Genomic DNA, 20,596 nt, shown 5'->3' with positions numbered 1-20,596 from the left:
GTCTTCCCATGAACGGCAACCCCTTTCTTGCCTCGGCCCCCACGGTGTCCGCGCCCAGTTTCTACGCGGACAGACAAGCGGCCGCGCAGGCGGTCCGCATGGCGCTGCCGATGATCGAGGCCGCGATGCGCGACCCCCGCGTCGGCGAGAGCGGCTTCCTGTATCTCGTCATCATGGATCCGGCCAGCTCCCCCGGGCGGGACCAGTTCGAAGAGGCCATTCTCTACGAGCACGCCGTGGGCGACCCGCAGCAGTGGGACGCCGACTACGCCGCCTTCGCGCGCGGCAAGGCACGGATCAGCTGGCGCACGGGCATCGAGAGCCACCTGGTACAGACCGCCTACCCGCAACTGCTGCGGGAGAACGACTCCACGCTGTGGGGTACCGCGTGCCTGGACGGCTACGTGGTTGCGTCCAGCGGCGCCAATCCCTGGTACGACGAGGCCTTCGCGATGACCGTCGCCGCCTGCCTGAGGGCGATCGTCAAGGGTCGGGCGCTGACGGAGTCCCGCGGACTGGTTCTGTAGGAACCGTCGGCAAGAAGTTCACGCTCGTGTAGACCTTACTGGTGTGGCCGGAAAGCCCATGGAGACTGGAGCCGCTTCCCGGGGCCGGGAACGGAAGATGCGATGTCTGCCCCCGTAGTTGTGCTGATCAACGAAAGGGACACCACCATGCGCACCATCGCCCTCGTCAGTGAACATGCATCTCCGCTGGCGCCCCCCGGCAGCGTGGACAGCGGCGGCCAGAACATCTATGTCGCGCATCTGGCGCGCGAGCTTGCCGCCCAGGGCAACCGGGTCGACGTCTTCACCCGCCTGGACGACCCTTCGCTGCCCCGCACGCTGGCCTGGCAGCCCGGCGTACGGGTCATCCATGTTCCCGCCGGCCCCGCGCGCCCGATTCCCAAGGAGTCGCTGCTGCCGTACATGGGGCACTTTTCCGAGTTCCTGCTCCACTACTTCCGCAACAACTGGCCGATCTACGACGTCGTCCACGCCAACTTCTTCATGTCGGGCCTGGCTGCCCTGCCGGTCACGCGCGAGTTCGGCGTGCCGCTGGTCATGACCTTCCACGCGCTGGACCGGGTGCGGCGCAAGCACCAGGGCAGCGCGGACCGGTTTCCCGCGGAGCGCTACGCCATCGAACTGGAGCTCGTGCGCCGGGCCGAGAAGCTGATCGCCGAATGTCCGCAGGATCTCGAGGACCTGGTCGAGCACTATGCCGCCGACCCCACGAAGATAGACATCATTCCCTGCGGTTTCGACGCCGATGAACTCGCGCCCATGGACCGGGCCGCCGCCCGCACGTCGCTGGGGTGGGAGCCGGGGAAATTCACGCTGCTGCAGCTGGGCCGCATGGTGCCGCGCAAGGGCGTGGACAACGCCATACGCGCGCTCGCCATCCTGCGTCGCCGCCATGGCGTGGATGCCGTCCTGCGCGTGGTGGGCGGCGACGCGGTGCGTCCCGACGACCTGGCCACGCCGGAGCTGGGACGGCTGCGCGGCATCGTGGACGAGGAGGGCGTGCGCGACGCGGTGTCCTTCTGCGGGCGATGCGACCGCGATCGCCTGCCGCTGTTCTACGGCGCCTGCGATGTATTCGTCACCACGCCCTGGTACGAGCCCTTCGGCATCACGCCGGTCGAGGCCATGGCCTGCGCGAGGCCGGTGGTGGGCTCGGCGGTGGGCGGCATACGGTCCACCGTGATCGATGGCAAGACCGGCTATCTCGTCCCGCCGCGCGACCCCGAGGCGCTGGCCGAACGCCTGGCCTTCCTGGCCCGGCACGAGCAGACGGCCAGACGGCTGGGGCGCAACGGCCTGCGGCGCGCGCAGAAGATGTTCACCTGGAACTTCGTCGCCCGCGACATGCTGCGCGCCTATGCCGGCCTGACCCAGGCGCCGGCCCAGCCCCGCCGCGCACGGCGCGAGCCGATGGCCGAAGCCGCATTGGCCGCCAAATGACAGCAAGGAGAAAAGCATGACATCCCGGACACCCACGAGCATGGCAGGCAGGACGGTACTGGTGACAGGCGGCGGACAGGGACTGGGCGCGGCCATCTGCCAGGAATTGGCGGCCGATGGTGCCCACGTTCTGATCGGCGACATCGACGAAGGCAAGGCGCATGCGATGGCCCGGCGCATCGGCGCGCACACCGATGCGATCGGCTTCGACGTGGGCAACGAGAGCGACGTGCGGGCCGCCATCGACCGCGCCATCTCGCGCTTCGGGCATCTGGACGCCGTCGTCAACAATGCCGCCATCGACCTGACCGTGCCCATCGACGAACTGGGGCTGGCCGACTGGGACCGCATCCTGCGCACCAACCTGACCGGCCCCTTCCTGATATCCCGGCATGCGTGCGCCCACATGAAGGAGCGCGGACACGGGCACATCGTCAACATCGCCTCGACCGCTTCCAAGCGCGCCTGGCCCAACGCCGCCGTCTACCACGCCACCAAGTGGGGCCTCCTGGGCCTGTCGCACGCCCTGCACGCCGAACTTCGCCCCCACGGCATCAAGGTCTCGGCGGTCGTGGCCGGCGGCATGCGCACGCCCTTCCTGCTGGACCGCTTTCCCGACATCGATGCCGGCACGCTCCAGGACCCGGGCAACGTGGCGCGCACCGTGCGCTTCGTCCTGCTGCAACCCGACGAGACCGTCATCCCCGAAGTGATGGTGCTGCCGATGCGAGAAACGTCATGGCCCTGAAACCGGCGGTATTCCTGGACAAGGACGGCACCCTGCTGGTGAACGACGCCTACAACGTCGATCCGGCGCGGATGCGCTTCGACCGGGGCGTGGAAACGGGCCTGCGGCGCCTGGGAGGCACGAACGCGCCCATGGTCGTCGTCACGAACCAGCCCGGCGTCGCGCTCGGACTGTTCGAGGAAGAAGCGCTGATAGGCGTGCACCTGCAACTCGCGCGCATGTTCGAGGGCGCCCATGCCAGGCTGCACGGGTTCTACTACTGCCCCCACCTGGCGCGTGGCGTGCGCCGTCCCTATGCCCTGCCCTGCACCTGTCGCAAGCCCCAGCCCGGACTGCTGCGCCAGGCCGCGCGCGACCTCGGCCTGGACCTGGAGCGGTCCTGGTTCATCGGCGACATCCTGGACGACGTGGAGGCCGGCCGCCGCGCGGGCTGCCGCACCGTGCTGCTGAACAACGGCCATGAAACCGAATGGGTACGGGGTCCGTTCCGCGAGCCCGACTACATCGTGGATGGCTTCGAACAGGCGGCCACCATCGTGGCGGTGGCGCTGCGCGCCAGGGAGGTGGCATGAGTGCCCTCGCGCAGCGGCCGGACGACGCGCCCGTGACCTCGGGCTGGGACCGCGCCACGAACATACTCTGCGTCAGGCTGGACAACCTGGGCGACGTGCTGATGACCACGCCGGCGCTGCGCGCGCTGAAGCACTCGGCGGCCGGCCGGCGCATCACGCTGCTGTGCTCGCCGGCCGGCGCGCGCCTGGCTCCGCACCTGCCCAGCGTGGACGCGGCGATCGCCTACGACGCGCCGTGGGTGAAGAACCTGCGGACGGCCGATCCGGCCCCGGACCTGGCCATGATCGAGCAGTTGCGCGCCGGCGGCTTCGATGCGGCGGCGATCTTCACCGTGTACAGCCAGAGCGCTTTGCCCGCCGCCCTGATGTGCAGGCTGGCCGGCATCCCGCGCGTGCTTGCCCATGCCCGCGAGAACCCGTACCAGTTGCTATCGGACTGGACGAAGGACGATGTTCCCATGGATGGCGGGCGCCACGAGACCCGGCGCCAGCTCGACCTGGTGGCGTCGATCGGCGCCCGGCCGCCGGCCGAGGGACTGGAGTTCACCGTGCGGCCGGCCGACCGTGAAGCGATGCGGGGAAAACTCGCCGCCCGCGGCATCGCCGACTTGGCCTCCTGCATCGTGGTCCACCCGGGCGCCAGCGCGCCGTCCCGGCGCTATCCGCCCGAACTGTTCGCCCGCGTGGTCCGCGAGCTGTCCGCCACCGCGCCGGTCGTACTGACCGGAGACGCCGGAGAACGGCCGCTGGCCGAACACGTCGACGTCCTGGCGGGCCGGTGCGCGACCGACATGGCCGGTGAATTGAGCCTGGGGGAACTGGGTGCGCTGCTGGCCGACGCGGCTGTGCTGGTCTCGAACAACAGCGGGCCGGTGCACCTGGCGGCGGCCGTCGGCACGCCGGTGGCCGACCTGTATGCGCTGACCAATCCCCAGCACGCGCCCTGGGGCGTCGAACACCGGCTGCTGAACCGCGACGTGCCCTGCAAGTACTGCTATCGCAGCGTCTGCCCGGAAGGCCACCACGCCTGCCTGGCGGGCGTCGACCCCGCCGTCGTGGTCCAGGCCGCGCACGAACTGCTGGCCTGGCGGCGCCGCGCGTGCGCCGCCACGCAGGCCGCCTGAACACCCCTCAAGGAGCCCGCCCATGTACACACTGGGAATCAACGCGGTCTACCACGACTGCTCCGCGACGCTGGTACGCGACGGCGTGGTGCTGGCAGCGGCGGAAGAAGAGCGTTTCACCCACGTCAAGCACGGCAAGCGGCCAGTACCGTTCACGACCTGGCAACTGCCTTTCCACGCCATCGACTACTGTCTGGCGCAGGCCGGCATCGACCTCCCGCAGGTCGACCACTTCGCCTATTCGTACGACCCGTCCCTGCTGTTGCAGGAACAGGCCGTGGATGGGCACATCACGCTGCCGCTGGAGCCCTCGCGCGGCGGCAGCCCCACGGCGACGACCTCGCCCTGGGACCCGCTGTTCCTGTCGTATGTGGTCAACGCCCCCCGCCAATTGGCCGATGGCGCTCCGCATCATCTCCAGGAGCGCTTCCGCGGCGCTACGTCCAGCGACATCCAGCGGCGCTGGCATTTCGTCGAGCATCACCTGGCGCACGAAGCCAGCGCGTTCCTGGCCGCCCCCTTCGACGATGCCGCGGTCCTGACCATGGACGGCCGGGGCGAGCGCGCCACCACCAGCTACGGACACTATTCCGGCGGCGCCTACCGGCGCATCAAGCAAATCGATCTTCCCCATTCGCTGGGCCTGCTGTACGAGGAAGTCACCCGTCACCTGGGCTTCCTGCACTCCTCCGACGAATACAAGGTGATGGCTCTGGCGTCCTTCGGCGAACCACGCCACGCGGACTTCTTCGAGGAAATCATGCGCGTGGGCGACGATGGCGGCTATACCGTGTCGCCGCTATCGCTTGTGCAGCGCTTCGGCCCGGCACGGCACCGCGGCGGCCCGCTGGAAGAGCATCACTACGATCTCGCCCGGTCCTTGCAGTTCGCCCTGGAGCAGACGGTGGAGCGCATGGCGCGCTGGCTGCATCGCGAAACGGGTTCGCCCAATCTTTGCATGGCCGGCGGCGTCGCGCTGAACTGCGTCATGAATGCGCGCCTGCGCGAGCGCGGTCCCTTTCGCGAGGTCTGGGTGCAGCCGGCCGCAGGAGACTCCGGCACCTCGTTGGGCGCGGCGCTCTGGGTGGACAGCCAGCAGCGCGCGGGGCACGAGCGCCGCTGGAGCATGGAGCATGCCTTCCTGGGCCCGGAATTCGGCGACGACGAGATCGAGGCCTTCCTGCAACGTTCGAAGCTGGCCTACCGCAGGCCGGCGGACATCGCCGAGGCCACGGCGGAACTGCTGGCGCAGGACAGGATCGTGGGATGGTTCCAGGGCCGCATGGAATTCGGGCCGCGCGCCCTGGGCGCACGGTCCATCCTGGCCTCGCCCATCGATCCGGGCATGCAGTCCCGGCTCAACGAGATCAAGGACCGCGAGGACTTCCGCCCGGTGGCGCCGGTCGTCATGGAAGAACGCGCCCGGGACTGGTTCGCCACGTCGCGCCCCGGCCCCATCGTCGCCCCGTTCATGCTGTTCGTCTTCGACGTGCTGGCGGACAAGGCCGATCGCATCCCGGCCGTGCGCCACACCGATGGCACCGCGCGGGTGCAGACGGTGCGCCGCGACCAGCACCCGATGTACTACGACCTGCTCGCCGCGTTCGAGCGCCGCACGGGCGTACCCGTACTGGTGAACACCTCCTTCAACACGCGGGGCGAACCCGTCGTGTGCACGCCGCGCGACGCGATCGAATGTTTCTGGACGTCCCCGCTCGACGCACTCGCCATCGGCTCCTTCCTGTTGGAGAAATCGGCATGAGCACCCCTCCGGCCCTGCTGGTTTCGGTGGTCGTGCCGACCTACCGCCGGCCGCGCATGCTGCGGCGCTGCCTGCGGGCGCTGACCTGGCAGGACGTCGATCCCCGGCGCTTCGAGCTCCTGGTGGTCGATGACGGCCCGGATCGCGAGACCCGCCGCGTGGTCGAAACGCTGGCCCGGGAACATGCCGCGCGCGGGTTGAGCATGCGCTACCTCGACGCCGAAGGCACGCAAGGCCCCTCCGGCGCACGCAACCGGGGCTGGGAAGAGGCGCGGGCGCCCATCGTCGCCTTCACCGACGACGACACGATTCCCACGCCGTCGTGGCTGCGCCGCGGCCTGGACGCGATGACCGACGGCGTCGATGCCGTCGTCGGCCGGATACGCGTGCCGCTGCCGGACCGGCCGCGCGACCATGAGCGGGATACCGGTGGACTGGAGCACGCGGAATTCGCCACCGCCAACTGCCTGGTGCGCAAGCGGGCGCTGGTCGCCGTGGGTGGCTTCGACGAGCGGTTCACGCTGGCCTGGCGCGAGGACTCCGACCTGCAGTTCACGCTGCTGGCGCACGGGCGCCGGATCGCGCGGGCCGAGGACGCCATCGTGCTGCATCCGGTCAGGCCGGCGCCCGCCGGCGTCAGCGTGGGCCAGCAGCGCAAGGTGTTTTTCGACGCCTTGCTCTACAAGAAGCATCCGCTGCTGTACCGGGCCCGCATACGCCGCCGCCCTCCCTGGAACTACTTCGCCATCGTCGCCGCCGCGCTGGCCACCGTGGCGGGCGCCGCGGCCGATCTTCCATGGCTGGCATGGTGCGGACTGGCGGTCTGGTCGGCCCTGACCCTGCACTTCTTCCTTGCCCGGCTGCGCGGCGCCTCGCTCGCGCCGTCGCACGTGGTCGAGATGCTGGTCACATCGGTGCTGATCCCCCCGCTTTCGCTGTTCTGGAGGCTGCGCGGTGCATGGCACTTCAAGGCGAGATTCCTATGACCGGCACACCGGGCTCCCATCCCCTGTGGCAACCCGAACCCGGCAGCATCGCCGTGTTCCGCGCCCTGCAACTGGGCGACATGCTATGCGCCGTACCGGCGCTGCGAGCCTTGCGCGCACGCTTTCCCCGAGCCCGGATCACCCTGGTCGGCCTGGCGGGCGCGCGGGGATTCCAGCAACGCTTCGCCCGCCATGTCGACGAACTGGCCGTCTTTCCCGGACTGGACGGGCTGCCGGAACAGCCCGCCCGCGCGGACGCGCTGCCCGCCTTCTTCGACTGGGCCCGGGCGCAGCGCTTCGACGTCGCCCTGCAAATGCACGGCAGCGGCCGTCTGACCAACGACATCGTGCGACGCCTGGGCGCGGCGCGCATCGCCGGCTTCCAGCCCGAGCGAGAGCACGGCCTGGAACGCGACGCGTGGTGGATGCCCTGGCCTGACCACCTGCCCGAGGTCGAACGCTACCTGGCCTTGATGCGCTTCCTGGACGTACCCTGCCCGGACGCCGCGCTGGAGTTTCCGCTGACAGACGAGGACAGGCAGGCGGCTGCCCGGTTGGCCGAGCGGGAAGGACTCCGGCCGGACCGCACGGTGCTGGTCCATCCCGGCGCCCGCCTGTCCTCGCGCCGCTGGCCGGCCGAACGCTACGCGGCCGTGGCCTCGGCGGTCGCCCGGGCGGGCTTCGACGTGGCGTTGACCGGAAGCGGCGAAGAACGCGCGCTGACGCGCCGGGTCGGACGCCTGGCCGGTACCCCGCTGCGCGACCTGGCGGGCCGCACGGACCTGGGCGCGCTGGCGGCCATGCTCGAACGATGCCGCCTGCTGATCTGCAACGACACCGGCGTCTCCCATGTCGCGGCGGCGATGCGCACCCCCAGCGTGGTGATCGCCAGCGGCAGCGACGTGCACCGCTGGGCGCCGGCCGACCACGCGCGGCACGTGGTGCTCTGGCATGACGTTGCCTGCCGGCCCTGCGCCTACCCCGATTGCCCGATCGGCCATCCGTGCGCCCTCGGGATCAAGGCCTCGGACGTGATCCGCCAGGCCGAACGCATGCTTTGCAAGGAGCCCAGCCATGCCTGACACCCTCGCGCGACCATTGCGCATCCTGACCTGGCACGTACACGGCAACTATCTTTATTACCTCACCCAGGTGCCGCACGAGTTCCATGTCGTCACGCGCCCGGGCGGCGGGCCGGGCTACGCGCCGCTGGGACACGGTCTGCCCTGGGGCCGCAACGTCCACGAAGTGTCCGCAAGCAAGGTACGCGACATGCGCTTCGACTGCGTGCTGTACCAATCCAAGCAGGCCTACCTGGAGGATCGCGGGCAGTTGCTGTCGGCCGCGCAGCGCCAGCTGCCGCAGATCTATCTGGAACACGATCCGCCGCAGCTGCATCCCACCAACACGGTGCACTGGTTCCAGGAGCCTCGCGGCACCCTGGTCCACGTCACCCCGTTCAACGCCCTGATGTGGGACAGCGGTTGCACGCCCGCGCGCGTGGTCGAGCATGGCGTGCGGCTGCCCCCCGACATCGAGTATCAGGGCACGACACCGCGCGGCATCGTCGTGGTGAATCACCTGAAGCGGCGCGGCCGGCGCCTGGGGGCCGATGTCTACGACGCGCTGCGCGCCCGCGTGCCGCTGGACCTGGCCGGCATGGACGCGCAGTCGCTGGGCGGCCAGGGAGAGGTGCCCAACCTGGAGCTGCCCGCGCTCGTGGCCCGCTACCGCTTCTTCTTCAACCCCATCCGCTACACCAGCCTGGGGCTGGCGGTAATCGAGGCCATGATGGCGGGCGTGCCCGTCATCGGCCTGGCCACCACCGAGATGAGCACCGTGATCGAGAACGGCGCCAACGGCTATGTGGACACCCGCCTGGACTGCCTGGCCGATGTCATGCACGAGCTGCTGGCCGACCCCGAACTGGCCCGCGCCTGGGGCCAGGAGGCGCGCCTGAGGGCCTTGCAGCGTTTCGGCATCGACCGCTTCGTGCGCGACTGGATGGACGTCTTCGCGCAAGCGACGCGCACGACCGCGGACCTGGCCGCCCAACCCGAGGAGATGCCATCATGAGCCCGCTTCTGCCACGCCGCATCGTCGTCACAGGCGGTGCCGGCTTCCTGGGATCGCACCTGTGCACGCGGCTGATCGAAGCCGGACACGAGGTCCTGTGCGTCGACAACTTCTATACCGGCACCAAGGCCAACATCGCCCACCTGATCGGGCATCCTTCCTTCGAGCTGCTGCGCCACGACATCACCTTCCCGCTCTACATCGAGGCCGACGAGATCTACAACCTCGCCTGCCCCGCCTCGCCGGTGCACTACCAGCACGATCCCGTGCAAACCACCAAGACCTGCGTGCATGGCTCCATCAACATGCTGGGCCTGGCCAAGCGGCTGAACGCGCGCATCCTGCAGGCCTCGACCAGCGAGGTCTACGGCGATCCGAACCGCCATCCGCAGCGCGAGGACTACTGGGGCCACGTCAATCCCAACGGGATACGGGCCTGCTACGACGAAGGCAAGCGCTGCGCGGAAACGCTGTTCGCCGATTACCAGCGCCAGTATGGACTGCAGGTCAAGATCGCCCGCATCTTCAATACCTACGGCCCCCGTATGCGGCCCGACGACGGCCGGGTGGTATCCAATCTGATCATGCAGGCGCTGGCGGGCGAACCCATGACCCTCTACGGCGACGGCAGCCAGACCCGCTCGTTCTGCTACGTGGACGACCTGATCGACGGCCTGATGCGCCTGATGAACAGCCCCGACGATTTCCACGGTCCGGTGAACCTGGGCAACACGCACGAGACCACGGTGCTCGACATCGCCCGCACCATCCGGAGCCTGGCCGGCTCGGCGTCGGACATCGAACGGCGGCCGCTGCCCCAGGACGATCCGGTGCGGCGCTGCCCCGACATCGGTCTTGCCCGCCGCATGCTGGGCTGGGAACCGGGCACGCCGCTGGAAGAAGGATTGCGGCTCACTCTGGACGATTTCCGGCAACGATTCTTCCCGCAACGGCCGCCCCCCGCCGCCCAGCTTGTAACCAGCCTTGCTCATGCGGCCGCCAGCCCGCCCTAGGATCTACAATTCGCCGGCAAGCATGCCGGCGCCCTGCCGTGCAGCGCTATCCCACGCGTGGCCATATATGCCGGGAGGGGCTATGAGACTGGCCGACTTCATCGACGCGAACCTGGACCTGCTACTGAGCGACTGGCGCAATTTCGCCCGGCAACTGGACCTGCGGCGCTCGGCCGTGTCCGAGCATGCCCTGCAGACCTCGGCCCGCTCGCTGCTGCGCCAACTGGCCGCGGACCTGCGAGCCGGTTCCGACGGTTCCGCCCCCGGGGAACGTCCGGCCGGCGCCATTCGCCAGGCCCACGTCCATGCCCGCAACCGGCTGCGAGCCGGCTTCACGCTGACCGAGATGGTGTCCGAGTTCTGCGCCCTGCGCGCCAACATCCTGGAGCGCTGGGTGCGGGAAACCGGCGAGATGGGCGCCGAGGCCTGCGACGACCTGGTCCGCTTCAACCAGGCGCTGGACCAGGCCCTGAGGGAATCGATTTCCCGGTACTCGGCCGGCCTGGAACGGGCACGCGACCTGTTCGTCGGCATCCTGGCCCATGACCTCAGGACCCCGCTGGGCGCCATCGCCATGTCGGCCCAGGCCCTCATGCTGGCCGACGAGCTTCCCGACCGCTGCCGCGAGGCCGCCACGCGGATCGGCCATAGCGGCTCGCGCATGCAGCGCATGATCGACGACCTGCTGGATTTCACCCGCACCCGCCTGGGCAGTCCGCTTCCGCTGGCGCTCTCGCGCAGCGACCTGGAAGACATCTGCGCGCGAGCCCTGGACGAGATCCGGGCCGTGCATCCGGAACAGACCTTCGTGCTGGAATGCCAGGGACGGCTGGCCGGCCGCTGGGACGCCAACCGCCTCGCCCAGTTGCTGGCCAACCTGCTGGGCAACGCGGTCCAGCACGGCTATGCCGACCGCCCGGTCGCGCTGCGGGTGCGGCGGGGCGAGGACGGCGTGATCGCCGAAGTCCACAACCACGAGGCTCCCATCCCGCCCCACATGCGGCACCAGATCTTCGACCCGCTGATGCGGGGGCCGCGCCACGGCATCGAGCGGCGCCGCACGGGCCTGGGGCTGGGCCTTTACATCGCCCGGCAGATCGCGGTGGCCCACCAGGGCACGCTGACTGTCGCGTCCTCCGAATCGGGCACCACTTTCACCTTGTGGCTGCCCGACGATCCGTCCCCCGACTGACCGGCGCCAGCGGCGATCAGCTCCGGTTGTCCGTCTCCGGAGCCTCGGGCGTCTGCCGGCCCGGATCGGCGGCGGTTTCGCGGTCGACCCCGACAGGCAGCCCGATGCGAGACGGCATGCTGTTGGGATCCACCGGATGGTTGCCCACGGTGCGCTCGCGCTTGGCTCCGCCGGACTGCCCACCCCGTTCGTCGGGCGGGATACCGGCGTGCTCCTGCTTTTCGTGCTCGGGCAGTTCGGTCAGCTCGGCACCGGGATCTTCGTTGCCGGTCTCGTCCACCGCGGCTTCGGGAAGATTCGAGGGCGTGGACGCCTCGGGTTTGTCGCGCCTGGGATCGATGGGCATGGTGGCCTCCTTCGTGTCTGGCGGGCACTCAGCAATACGCGTGCCCGCCTCCGCCTCAGGCGGCCTTCCCCTTTCCCAGTATCGCTTCGTAGCACGCGGCATGGCGCGCGACCATGGCTTCGTCGGTGAAACGCGCCAGGTACCGCCGGCGGGCCGCGTCCCCCCAGGCCCGCGCCTGCGCGGGATCCCGCCAGAAACGGTCCAGGGCGCCCCCCAGTGCCAGGGCGTCGCAAGGCGGAACCACCAGGCCGGTTTCCTCGTGCCGGTTGACGTAGCTCGTGCCGGTTCCCACCTCGCACGAGATCATGGGTACCCCGTGCACCGATGCCTCGACCAGGGGCAGGCCGAAGGCCTCGTCACGGCGGCACGAAGGCAGGACGAAGCCGTATGCCGCGGCCAGCAGGTCGTGCTTGTCGTCTTCGCCCAGCGGGCCCAGGAAACGGACGTTGCGCAGGCCGGCCGCCTTGGCGTGCGCCTCGAGCGCGGACCGCTCGGGCCCGTCCCCGGCGACCGCGAGCGGGTAATCGCGTCCCTGCAGCGCATCCAGCAGATAGTGCAGGCCCTTGTAGTCGCGCAGACCGCCCAGGAACACGAAGAAACGCTGGCCGATGCGCTGCCGCCAGCGCCACACGGCCTCGGGATCGCGCGCGGGAAGGTCCTCGATGCCCGCCGGCACCACCTCGACCTTGCCGTGCAGGCCGCGCAGGATCGCGCTGCCTTCCAGGTAATTCGGCGACGTCACGATGATGCGGCGCATGCGCGCCAGGAAGGCGTCCCGCCCGAGGCGGGCCAGGGGGGCGCCGTCCGCCGCGTCGGTGTGGACCGTCGCCATGGCCGGCACCGCGACGCGGCCGAGCAGATAGGCCCATTGGGCGCAGGGCCACGGAAAGTGGAAGTGCAGCAGATCGGCCCAGGCGGCCTCGCGGCGGAACCTGGCGATGAAGGGGGGGGACCCGCCGCTGCGCCATGCGGCGTAGCGCCTGATGCGATATCCGGACAGATCGGTCTCGTCGCAGCCGCCGCGCGGCGACACCGTCAGCACACGGCTGTCGATCCCGTGGGTGCCGCCCTTGGAAGCGATGCTGTGGACGGCACGTTCGGTCACGCCACATCCGTCAGGAAAATAGACTCTGCAAATATGGAGCACGCGCATGGAAAAGACAGACCTTGCTCGAAGCTCGGTCCATTCTACCGGCCATGGCGGGCGGGAGTCGATGCGCCAGCGTGCGAATCCTCCCTCTGATCGGCGTTTGCCGCTTCAGGTCTTGCGCCAGTACAGCAGCGTCAGCAGCCCGATGCACGCGGCCAGCACCGCGGCCATGGTGCCGAACGCGCCGGTTACCGTGAAGGCCTCCGAGAACGAGCCGACCAGCAGATAGCCGAAAGGCATGGTGCCGTTATAGGCCATGCCGTAAAGGCCGACCAGCGCGCCGCGCACGGATTCCGGGCAGCGGCGCTGGATGGTGGCGTTGGTCGAGGTGGCCGAGAAGCTCAGGCAGAAGCCCAGCAGCACGAAGGCCACGCCGCTGACGGCGCTGCTCCAGCTGATGGACAGCAGCGCCAGCGCCACGCAGGCGATCCAGGGCGCGAACCGGAGCAGGCTGGCGGTGCGCGAGGCGATGGAGGACGACAGGACCACGGCGGCGGCCAGCGCGCCCATGCCGGCGCAGGCGAAGAAAACGCCGGTGTATCGGGCGGCGTCGTGGAAGACCCGGTCCGCCAGCAGCGGCACCAGCGTCTGGTAGCTGCCCGCCAGCAGGCCCATGCAGGCCAGGATGGACAGATACTTGGCGGTGAAGCGGTCGTCCAGCACATAGACCAGCGCATTGCGCAGGCCCCCGCGATCATGCGAAGGCGACGCGGCCGCCGCCGCGCGGCGCGGCATCGATCGCACGCACCAGGCCATGAACACCAGCGCGGCGGCATAGGTCAGGAAGGCTGCGGCCTGGCCGAACATGGGATAGATGATGGCGGCCATGCTCGGCCCCACCATGCGCCCCACGTTGTAGACCATGGTGTTCATGGCGATGGCGTTGGGCAGCAGCGCCGGGTCTTCCAGGCCGGTCAGCAGCAGCACCTGGCGGGACGGCGTCTCGATCGCGTTCAGCACGCCGGCGCACAGCGCCAGCCCCAGAATGATGGGCAGGGTCAGCCAGTGCAGCAGCGACAGCACCGCCAGGATGCAGGCCACGGTCATCGACGAATAAAGGACGCCGAGCGTCGAGCGGCGCGCGTTGGCCGCATTGACCCGCGCCCCCGCCAGGGGCGCGATCACCAGCTGCGGCCCATACAGCAGGAAATTGAGCAGGGCCAGCACGGCGGCCGATCCCGACAGGTGGTAGACGACCAGGTTGAGCGTGACGTTCTGCGTCCAGCTCCCCAGCACCGATACCCCCTGCCCCATCAGGTAGCGCCGCATCGTGGGTTCGGACAATGCGGGAAACACGCGTTCGAGCTGCAGCATGGGACGGGGCGGCGTAAGTGTGGCGGGACGACCCTGGATGTTAGCTTACGGCGCGCCGTGGAACGCATCCACCCAGACCCGCAGGGCCTCGATGGGCATGGGCCGGGCATACAGGAAGCCCTGCGCATAGTGCACGCCCTGGGCGGCAAGATAGTCGAGCTGCTCGCGCGTCTCCACGCCTTCCGCGGTCAGCTCCACCCCCAGCCGCGAAGCCAGCCCGATGATCATCTCCAGCACCGAGGCATTGATCGCATCCGTGCCGATGGCCGACACGAAGCCGCGGTCTATCTTCAGATAATCGACCGGGAACCGTTCCAGGTAGGCCAGCGAGCTGTGGCCCGTGCCGAAGTCGTCGATGGCCAGCTTCACGCCGCTGGCGCTGAGCACACCCATGTGCTCGTAGACCTGCTCGATGGGGGGCAGGGGCTCGCGCTCGGTGATCTCCAGCACGAAATCCGCCGCCCCCGAACCGACCACTTTGCGCAGCCGGGCAACGTCGTCGACGATGCCCGGCTCCACCAGATGGCTGGCGGTGACGTTCAGGCCCACGCGGAATAGCGGCCCCATCGGACAGCGGCGCAGGTCGCGCCCCACCAGCTTGAACAGGTGCCGGGTCAGCGGAATCGCCAGGCCGCTGGACTCGGCCACGGCGAAGAACAGGTCCGGGCGTACGGCCCCCTGCCCGGGACGAAACCAGCGCATCAGCGCCTCGGCGCCCGCGCACGACCCGTCGCGCAGGTCGATGACGGGCTGATAGTGGACCTCGAACTCGCCCCGCCGCATGCCGCGCCGGATCGCGGCCACCAGCGAGAACCGGTACTTCAGGAAGTGGTGGCACAGATAGCCCAGCAGCAGGGCCAGCAGCACGACGAAGGGCGCGTAGCTGCCCGCCAGGCGCTTCCGGTATTCGGCCAGCAGGGCCGCATCCGCCAGGGAGCGCACCCGGAATGGATAGATCGTCGACACCACGTCCTGCACGAAATAGGCGCCGGGAGGCGGGACACCGACCCGCCGGCCCGCCAGCCCATGCCGGCCATCCAGGGCCTCGATGCCGATCCGGTAGCGGCCGGTGCCGCCGACGGCGTCCAGCAGATCCCGCAAGTAGCGGCCATCCACCGTGACGATGACACCGTCGCCGGCCTGGTCCAGGCGGATCGCCATCACCGCGGGCCGGTCCGGGACCATGGGCGTGCCGGGGACGAAATGAAAGGACCGCCCCGGCGGCACCTCGCCCTCCGGCAGCAGTTGCGCCAGCGGCAGCGTGAAGGATTCCGTGATCGAGGAACAATAGAGCACGCGGTGCCGCACCAGGACGATGGCGCGGAAATACGGCTGGAAGGCCGCCTCGCGCAGCGTGGCGTCGGCCTCGGCACAGGACTTGCCGGCCTGCGGCGCCATCTCGGCGGCCAGCCTGTCGGCCTCGGCGAAAATGGCATCGGCCTGGCGCATCACCACTTCGGCGGCGCCGCGCGCGTCATGGCGCGCCAGCAGGCTGGCCTGCAGATAGACAAAGGGTACCGCCACTCCCAGCGGCAACGCGGCGGCGGCCGCCACCAGCAGCCACCTCAGCCACCAACGCTTGTCGTGCCGTCCCTCGGTCGTCACGCCCCCCCCTTCACGCCCGGATCATGGGTCGCATCCTACCGTGCGGGCGGCACGCCCCGCTACTGGAACGCGGTCTCCAGGAAGCTGCGCAGCTTGCGCGAATGCAGCCGCTCGGGCGGCATCTTGCTCAGGATCTCCAGCGCCCGCAGCCCGATGTCCAGGTGCTGGCCCACCTGCCGGCGATAGAAGGCGCTGGCCATTCCCGGCAGCTTCAGTTCGCCGTGCAGGGGCTTGTCCGACACGCACAGCAGGGTGCCGTAGGGCACGCGGAAGCGAAAACCGTTGGCCGCGATGGTGGCCGACTCCATGTCCAGGGCAATGGCGCGCGATTGCGAGAAGCGCTGCACCGGCTCCAGATGCTCGCGCAGCTCCCAGTTGCGATTGTCTATGGTCGCCACCGTGCCGGTGCGCATGATGCGCTTGAGCTCCCAGCCGGACAGCCCGGCCACCTCCTCCACCGCCTGCTCCAGCGCCACCTGCACCTCGGCCAGCGGCGGTATCGGCACCCAGGTCGGCAGGTCCGCATCCAGCACGTGGTCGTCGCGCACGTAGCCGTGCGCCAGCACGTAGTCGCCCAGCCGCTGCGAGGCCCGCAGCCCGGCGCAATGTCCCAGCATCAGCCAGGCATGCGGACGCAGCACCGCGATATGGTCGGTGATGGTCTTGGCGTTGGACGGCCCCACGCCGATGTTGACCAGGGTGATGCCCGAATGTCCTTCGCGCACCAGGTGATAGGCGGGCATCTGCGGCAGCCGCGACATCGGCGCCGCCGGGTCCGGCACCGGATCGCCCGCGCGGGTGACGCGGTTGCCCGGCTCGACCAGCGCGTCGTAGTGGCCCTGCGCCACCAGCGTACGCGCGCGCAGGCAGAACTCGTCCACGTAGAACTGGTAGTTGGTGAACAACACGAAATTCTGGAAATGCGAGGGTGCGGTGGCTGTGTAGTGCTGCAGGCGATGCAGCGAGTAATCGATGCGCGGCGCGGTGAACGGCGCCAGCGGCTGCGGCCCGTCCGGCGGGTGGCGATGGCTGCCGTTGACGATGGCATCGTCCGTGACCGCGAGATCGGGCGTATCGAACAGGTCCCGCAGGGGCCGCTTCAACGCCTCGATGTCCTCGCCCTCGACATAGATGCCGTCGGGAAACGCGAAATGCAGCGCGATGGGCACGTCGGATTCGCCGATCTCCACCGCGACGCCATGGTTGGCCATCAACTGGCGGAGCTGCTCGGTCAGATAGGAGCGGAACAGCTTGGGCTTGGTGACGGTGGTCTGATAGACGCCGGGCTCGGCCACGTGTCCATACGACAGGCGCGAGTCGACCTCGTCGTAGGTATCCACGCGTATCCTGATGAACGGATAGCAGGCGCGGATCCGGCCGGGCGAGGACGCCTGCGTGGCGACCACTTCGCGGAAGCTGTCGCAGAGGAAGGCGGTATTGCGCGTGTAGATGTCGATCAGGCGCTGGACGGCCGCGTCGGGATCACGGAAGGATTCGGCGGGCCAGGGAGCGGGATGGCGAAGAAGGACACTGGCGGGCGGGGTCATGATCGGCTTTGAGGAAGGGCTTGGCATAGCTTAGCCTACCGCGGCCTGGCCGGTCCGCCGCGCTCGTACTACACTAGCCCGCCTTAGCAAGGAGTCCCTCATGCTGCTCGCGGTAATCGCGATCGCCGTCGGCGCCGCCATCGGGGCGCTGCTGCGCTGGGTATTGGGGCTGGGCCTGAACGCCCTGCTGCCGGCCATGCCGCCGGGCACCCTGGCCGCCAATCTCATCGGCGCCTACATCATCGGCCTGGCCGTGGCCTATTTCGCCGGCAACCCCGCCCTGCCGCCCCATTGGCGGCTGTTGATCATCACCGGCTTCTGCGGCGGCCTGACCACCTTTTCCACCTTCTCGGCCGAACTGGTCGCCCTGATCCAGCAGCAGCGGCTGGGCTGGGTGGCCGCGACCATCCTGGTCCACGTGGGCGGCTCCGTCGCGATGACCCTGCTCGGCATCGCCACCTACGCCGGATTGCGGCAGTCCTGACCCCGCAAGGAGACACACCGTGAACGGCTTCCAACTGACCTTCTTCACCCAGCAGGACCGGCGCCACGGCGGCCAGCCCCTGGCCCACTGGCTGCTGGCTTTCGCCAAGGCGCAGGGCGCGCTGGGCGGCACCCTGGTGGCCGCCGGCGAAAGCTTCGGGCACACCGGCCGCTTCCACTCGGCACGCTTCTTCGAGCTGGCGGACCAGCCGGTCGAGGTGTCGATCGCGGTCGATGCGCCGACCTGCGACCGGCTGCTGGCGGCGCTGGCCAAGGAACCGATCGACCTGTTCTACGTGAAGCAGCCGGTGGAGTTCGGGCGGGTGGGCGCCCAGGCGCCGGCGGCGGGCTGAAACGATCGGATCATTTGCAACAAAAAACCCCGCCGGCTCGGACGGGGTTTGGCTAGGGCCTGTTCAGGCCGCCGTGCTGATGACGGCCTCGATGCGGTTGCCTTCGGGGTCGACCACGAACGCCGCGTAGTAGTCCGGACCGTAGCGCGGCCGCAGTCCCGGCGCGCCATTGTCGGCGCCCCCGTGGCGCAGGGCCGCCTCGTGGAAACGGTCGACGGCATCCCGGCTGGGCGCGGAAAAGGCGAGATGGAACCCCGGTCCCGGCACGCTCTCTCTTTTCGAGCATTGCTTGAGCGCGAACTTGTCGCCCCCTCCGGGAAGGCCGTACCCGACGGCGTGCCGGTCGGGATCGCCGTCGAAGTCCGTCCAGACACGCTCATAGCCCAGAGGCCCGAGTACCGCGTCGTAAAAACCGGCGGCGGTACGCAGGTCGGCCACGCCGAAAGAAAGATGGTGGAGCATCGAGGCGGATGGGCGTACCCGTCAGAACGGGATGTCGTCGTCCATGTCGGCGAAGTTCGGCGCCGAGCTCGACGGCGAGGCCGGACGCTGCTGGCCGCCGCCACCGCTGGCCGGGCGGTTGGACTGGCGCGGGGCCGGCGCGGAATCGCCATAGCCGCCTTCGCCACCACCGCCGCCGCCTTCGCGGCCGCCCAGCATCTGCATCTGGTCGGCGACGATCTCGGTCGTGTATTTATCGGCGCCGGTGTCCTTGTCCTGCCACTTGCGGGTCTTCAGGCGGCCCTCCACGTACACCGAACGGCCCTTCTTCAGGTATTCGCCGGCGATCTCGGCCAGGCGGTTGTAGAACACCACGCGGTGCCACTCGGTTTCCTCGCGGCGTTCGCCCGAGTTCTTGTCCTTCCATTGGGACGTGGTGGCGATGGACACGTTGCAGATCGCGGCGCCATCGGGCGTGTAGCGAACTTCGGGGTCGCGGCCCAGGTTGCCGACCAGGATGACTTTGTTGACGGATGCCATTACCACACTCCTATTGACTGTATTCACCGGCCCGCAGCGAGGCGGAGGGATTGTAGCCACCCCCGCCCGGCGCGGCCACGGGCCACAAGAAAAAAAACATCATTGGTTGAAAATGCGCCGACCGCAATACGGTCTCGTGCGTAAATGGGACAGAAAGGGCTCAGGAGGCGGGGTGGGACACCCGCTCCGGCTGCGCGGCCCGCCTGGCGGGCAGGGGCTTCATCCCCCAGGCCGCCAGCAGCCATATTACCGCCAGCCCCGCCGCAGACTGGAATACCGCCGCGGGCCCCAGGTGGGAGAGCAGCCAGCCGCCCAGCGCCCCGCCGGCGAAAAGCCCGATGGCCTGGCTCGTATTATAGAAACCCAGGGCCAGCCCCTTCAGCGACGGCGGCGCCACGCGGGACACCAGCGAAGGCTGCATGGCCTCGAGGATGTTGAACACCGAGAAGAAGGCGATCATGGCGCCGACCAGCCAGCCGTAGCGGTCCTGCGCCCACGGCAGGAACATGCACACCAGCACGAGTCCGGCAACGGCCCCCAGCAGGGTCTTGCGGTGGGTGGCGTAGCGCTCGGTGACGCCGATCACCGGCACCATCACGACGAACGAGGCCAGCACCACCGGCAGGTAGACCTTCCACAGCGTGGCCGCGTCCAGGCCGCCGGTGCGCGCCAGCGCGGCCGGCACCACCACGAACAGCGCGACCTGGATCAGGTGCAGGGTGAAGACCCCCAGGTTCAGCCGCAGCAGGTCGGGGTGCGACAGCACGCTGGACATGGATACCGGTTCGCCCCGCGGCGCCGGCGGCGCGGCCGGAACCACCCAGGCGGCCACGCCCAGCGCGGCCACGCCCAGCGCGGCGATGGTCCAGAACAGGCCGGTCAGCCCGCCCCAGCCCACCACCACCGGGGCCAGTACCAGCGACACCGCGAAGGTCAGCCCGATCGAAGCGCCTATCATGGCCATGGCCTTGGTCCGCACCTCGTCGCGCGTGGCGTCGGCCAGCCACGCCGTCACCGCCGCCGAAATCGCGCCCGAGCCCTGGATGGCCCGGCCGATCGTGATCCAGAACAGGTCGTCGGTCGTGGCGCAGACCACGCTGCCGACGACGAACAGCACCAGCCCCATCACCACCACCGGCCGCCGGCCCCAGCGGTCCGAAGCCAGCCCGAACGGAATCTGCATGAACGCCTGGGTCAACCCGTACATGCCCAGCGCCAACCCCACCCGCGCCGGATCGTTCCCCCCCGGCAAGGCCTTGGCCGCCACCGCGAACACCGGCAGCAGCAGGAACAACCCCAGCATCCGGCACATGAAAAGCGCCGCCAGCGACAAGCTCGCGCGGCGCTCGAAAGGGGTCATCCGAAATGAAGGGTTAG

21 protein-coding genes are annotated in these 20,596 nt (G+C 69.3%); 13 read left to right on the top strand and 8 right to left on the bottom strand.

What is annotated here, in order from left to right; translation table 11 throughout:
- The first annotated feature begins 8 nt into the window (after positions 1–8).
- The 11 genes from WKR98_RS09240 (at position 9) to WKR98_RS09190 (ending at position 11,440) form a co-directional block, all read left to right on the top strand.
- Positions 9–527, top strand: a complete 519-nt coding sequence (locus WKR98_RS09240; RefSeq protein WP_341432704.1) for a hypothetical protein — start codon at positions 9–11, stop codon at positions 525–527.
- Positions 528–674: 147 nt separating this feature from the next.
- Positions 675–1,967: a glycosyltransferase gene (locus WKR98_RS09235; RefSeq protein WP_341433836.1), complete on the top strand. Its 1,293-nt coding sequence runs from the start codon at positions 675–677 to the stop codon at positions 1,965–1,967.
- Positions 1,968–1,983: 16 nt separating this feature from the next.
- Entirely contained in the window at positions 1,984–2,715 is a 732-nt protein-coding gene (locus WKR98_RS09230) for an SDR family oxidoreductase (RefSeq protein ID WP_341432703.1), read from the top strand.
- Positions 2,706–3,287: a D-glycero-alpha-D-manno-heptose-1,7-bisphosphate 7-phosphatase gene (locus WKR98_RS09225; protein WP_124687825.1), complete on the top strand. Its 582-nt coding sequence runs from the start codon at positions 2,706–2,708 to the stop codon at positions 3,285–3,287. Before WKR98_RS09230 ends, WKR98_RS09225 begins: the two co-directional genes overlap by 10 nt.
- Positions 3,284–4,411 carry a glycosyltransferase family 9 protein gene (locus WKR98_RS09220; protein ID WP_341432702.1) on the top strand — a complete coding sequence of 376 codons (1,128 nt, stop codon included), beginning with the start codon at positions 3,284–3,286 and terminating at the stop codon, positions 4,409–4,411. Before WKR98_RS09225 ends, WKR98_RS09220 begins: the two co-directional genes overlap by 4 nt.
- A gap of 22 nt (positions 4,412–4,433) precedes the next feature.
- On the top strand, positions 4,434–6,173 hold the full coding sequence (locus WKR98_RS09215) for a carbamoyltransferase family protein (RefSeq protein ID WP_341432701.1): 1,740 nt from the start codon (positions 4,434–4,436) through the stop codon (positions 6,171–6,173).
- Positions 6,170–7,159 (top strand): glycosyltransferase family 2 protein, encoded by a 990-nt coding sequence (locus tag WKR98_RS09210; RefSeq protein WP_341432700.1) that lies wholly within the window; start codon positions 6,170–6,172, stop codon positions 7,157–7,159. Before WKR98_RS09215 ends, WKR98_RS09210 begins: the two co-directional genes overlap by 4 nt.
- Entirely contained in the window at positions 7,156–8,241 is a 1,086-nt protein-coding gene (locus WKR98_RS09205; protein ID WP_124687821.1) for a glycosyltransferase family 9 protein, read from the top strand. The genes WKR98_RS09210 and WKR98_RS09205 overlap by 4 nt, the downstream gene beginning before the upstream one ends.
- The gene (locus WKR98_RS09200) at positions 8,234–9,235 is read left to right on the top strand and encodes a glycosyltransferase family 4 protein (protein ID WP_341432699.1); all 1,002 of its coding nucleotides are present in this window, start codon (positions 8,234–8,236) and stop codon (positions 9,233–9,235) included. The genes WKR98_RS09205 and WKR98_RS09200 overlap by 8 nt, the downstream gene beginning before the upstream one ends.
- Positions 9,232–10,248, top strand: a complete 1,017-nt coding sequence (locus WKR98_RS09195; RefSeq protein ID WP_341432698.1) for a UDP-glucuronic acid decarboxylase family protein — start codon at positions 9,232–9,234, stop codon at positions 10,246–10,248. Before WKR98_RS09200 ends, WKR98_RS09195 begins: the two co-directional genes overlap by 4 nt.
- A gap of 82 nt (positions 10,249–10,330) precedes the next feature.
- Positions 10,331–11,440 (top strand): sensor histidine kinase, encoded by a 1,110-nt coding sequence (locus WKR98_RS09190; RefSeq protein ID WP_341432697.1) that lies wholly within the window; start codon positions 10,331–10,333, stop codon positions 11,438–11,440.
- A gap of 16 nt (positions 11,441–11,456) precedes the next feature.
- On the opposite strand, the gene WKR98_RS09185 is transcribed toward WKR98_RS09190, so the two are convergent.
- The 5 genes from WKR98_RS09185 to WKR98_RS09165 all read right to left on the bottom strand — a co-directional run bounded on the left by WKR98_RS09185 (position 11,457) and on the right by WKR98_RS09165 (position 17,402).
- The gene (locus tag WKR98_RS09185; protein ID WP_124687817.1) at positions 11,457–11,786 is read right to left on the bottom strand and encodes a hypothetical protein; all 330 of its coding nucleotides are present in this window, start codon (positions 11,784–11,786) and stop codon (positions 11,457–11,459) included.
- Between the two features lie 55 nt (positions 11,787–11,841).
- Positions 11,842–12,891: a glycosyltransferase gene (locus WKR98_RS09180; RefSeq protein WP_341432696.1), complete on the bottom strand. Its 1,050-nt coding sequence runs from the start codon at positions 12,889–12,891 to the stop codon at positions 11,842–11,844.
- Positions 12,892–13,044: 153 nt separating this feature from the next.
- Positions 13,045–14,250 (bottom strand): MFS transporter, encoded by a 1,206-nt coding sequence (locus WKR98_RS09175; protein ID WP_341432695.1) that lies wholly within the window; start codon positions 14,248–14,250, stop codon positions 13,045–13,047.
- Positions 14,251–14,295: 45 nt separating this feature from the next.
- On the bottom strand, positions 14,296–15,855 hold the full coding sequence (locus WKR98_RS09170; protein WP_341432694.1) for an EAL domain-containing protein: 1,560 nt from the start codon (positions 15,853–15,855) through the stop codon (positions 14,296–14,298).
- 59 nt (positions 15,856–15,914) lie between these two features.
- Complete coding sequence (locus WKR98_RS09165) at positions 15,915–17,402, bottom strand: AMP nucleosidase (RefSeq protein WP_124687813.1); 1,488 nt, start codon at positions 17,400–17,402, stop codon at positions 15,915–15,917.
- A gap of 100 nt (positions 17,403–17,502) precedes the next feature.
- On the opposite strand from WKR98_RS09165, the gene crcB reads away from it, so the two are divergent.
- Positions 17,503–17,886 carry a fluoride efflux transporter CrcB gene (gene crcB, locus WKR98_RS09160; RefSeq protein WP_124687812.1) on the top strand — a complete coding sequence of 128 codons (384 nt, stop codon included), beginning with the start codon at positions 17,503–17,505 and terminating at the stop codon, positions 17,884–17,886.
- Positions 17,887–17,905: 19 nt separating this feature from the next.
- Positions 17,906–18,238: a DUF190 domain-containing protein gene (locus tag WKR98_RS09155; RefSeq protein ID WP_124687811.1), complete on the top strand. Its 333-nt coding sequence runs from the start codon at positions 17,906–17,908 to the stop codon at positions 18,236–18,238.
- Positions 18,239–18,301: 63 nt separating this feature from the next.
- Here WKR98_RS09155 and WKR98_RS09150 read toward each other — a convergent pair whose 3' ends face one another.
- The 3 genes from WKR98_RS09150 to WKR98_RS09140 form a co-directional block, all read right to left on the bottom strand.
- Positions 18,302–18,700 (bottom strand): VOC family protein, encoded by a 399-nt coding sequence (locus tag WKR98_RS09150; RefSeq protein ID WP_341432693.1) that lies wholly within the window; start codon positions 18,698–18,700, stop codon positions 18,302–18,304.
- A gap of 21 nt (positions 18,701–18,721) precedes the next feature.
- A complete protein-coding gene (gene ssb, locus WKR98_RS09145) occupies positions 18,722–19,219 on the bottom strand; it encodes a single-stranded DNA-binding protein (protein WP_341432692.1) in 498 nt (165 codons plus the stop codon).
- A gap of 160 nt (positions 19,220–19,379) precedes the next feature.
- Complete coding sequence (locus tag WKR98_RS09140) at positions 19,380–20,579, bottom strand: MFS transporter (protein ID WP_124687808.1); 1,200 nt, start codon at positions 20,577–20,579, stop codon at positions 19,380–19,382.
- Between the last annotated feature and the right edge of the window lie 17 nt (positions 20,580–20,596).

The organism is Pigmentiphaga sp. YJ18, from assembly GCF_038066655.1.
Lineage (GTDB): Bacteria > Pseudomonadota > Gammaproteobacteria > Burkholderiales > Burkholderiaceae_B > Pigmentiphaga.
Note: the sequence above shows the minus strand (reverse complement) of the source record. Positions and strands in the feature narration are given on the sequence as shown.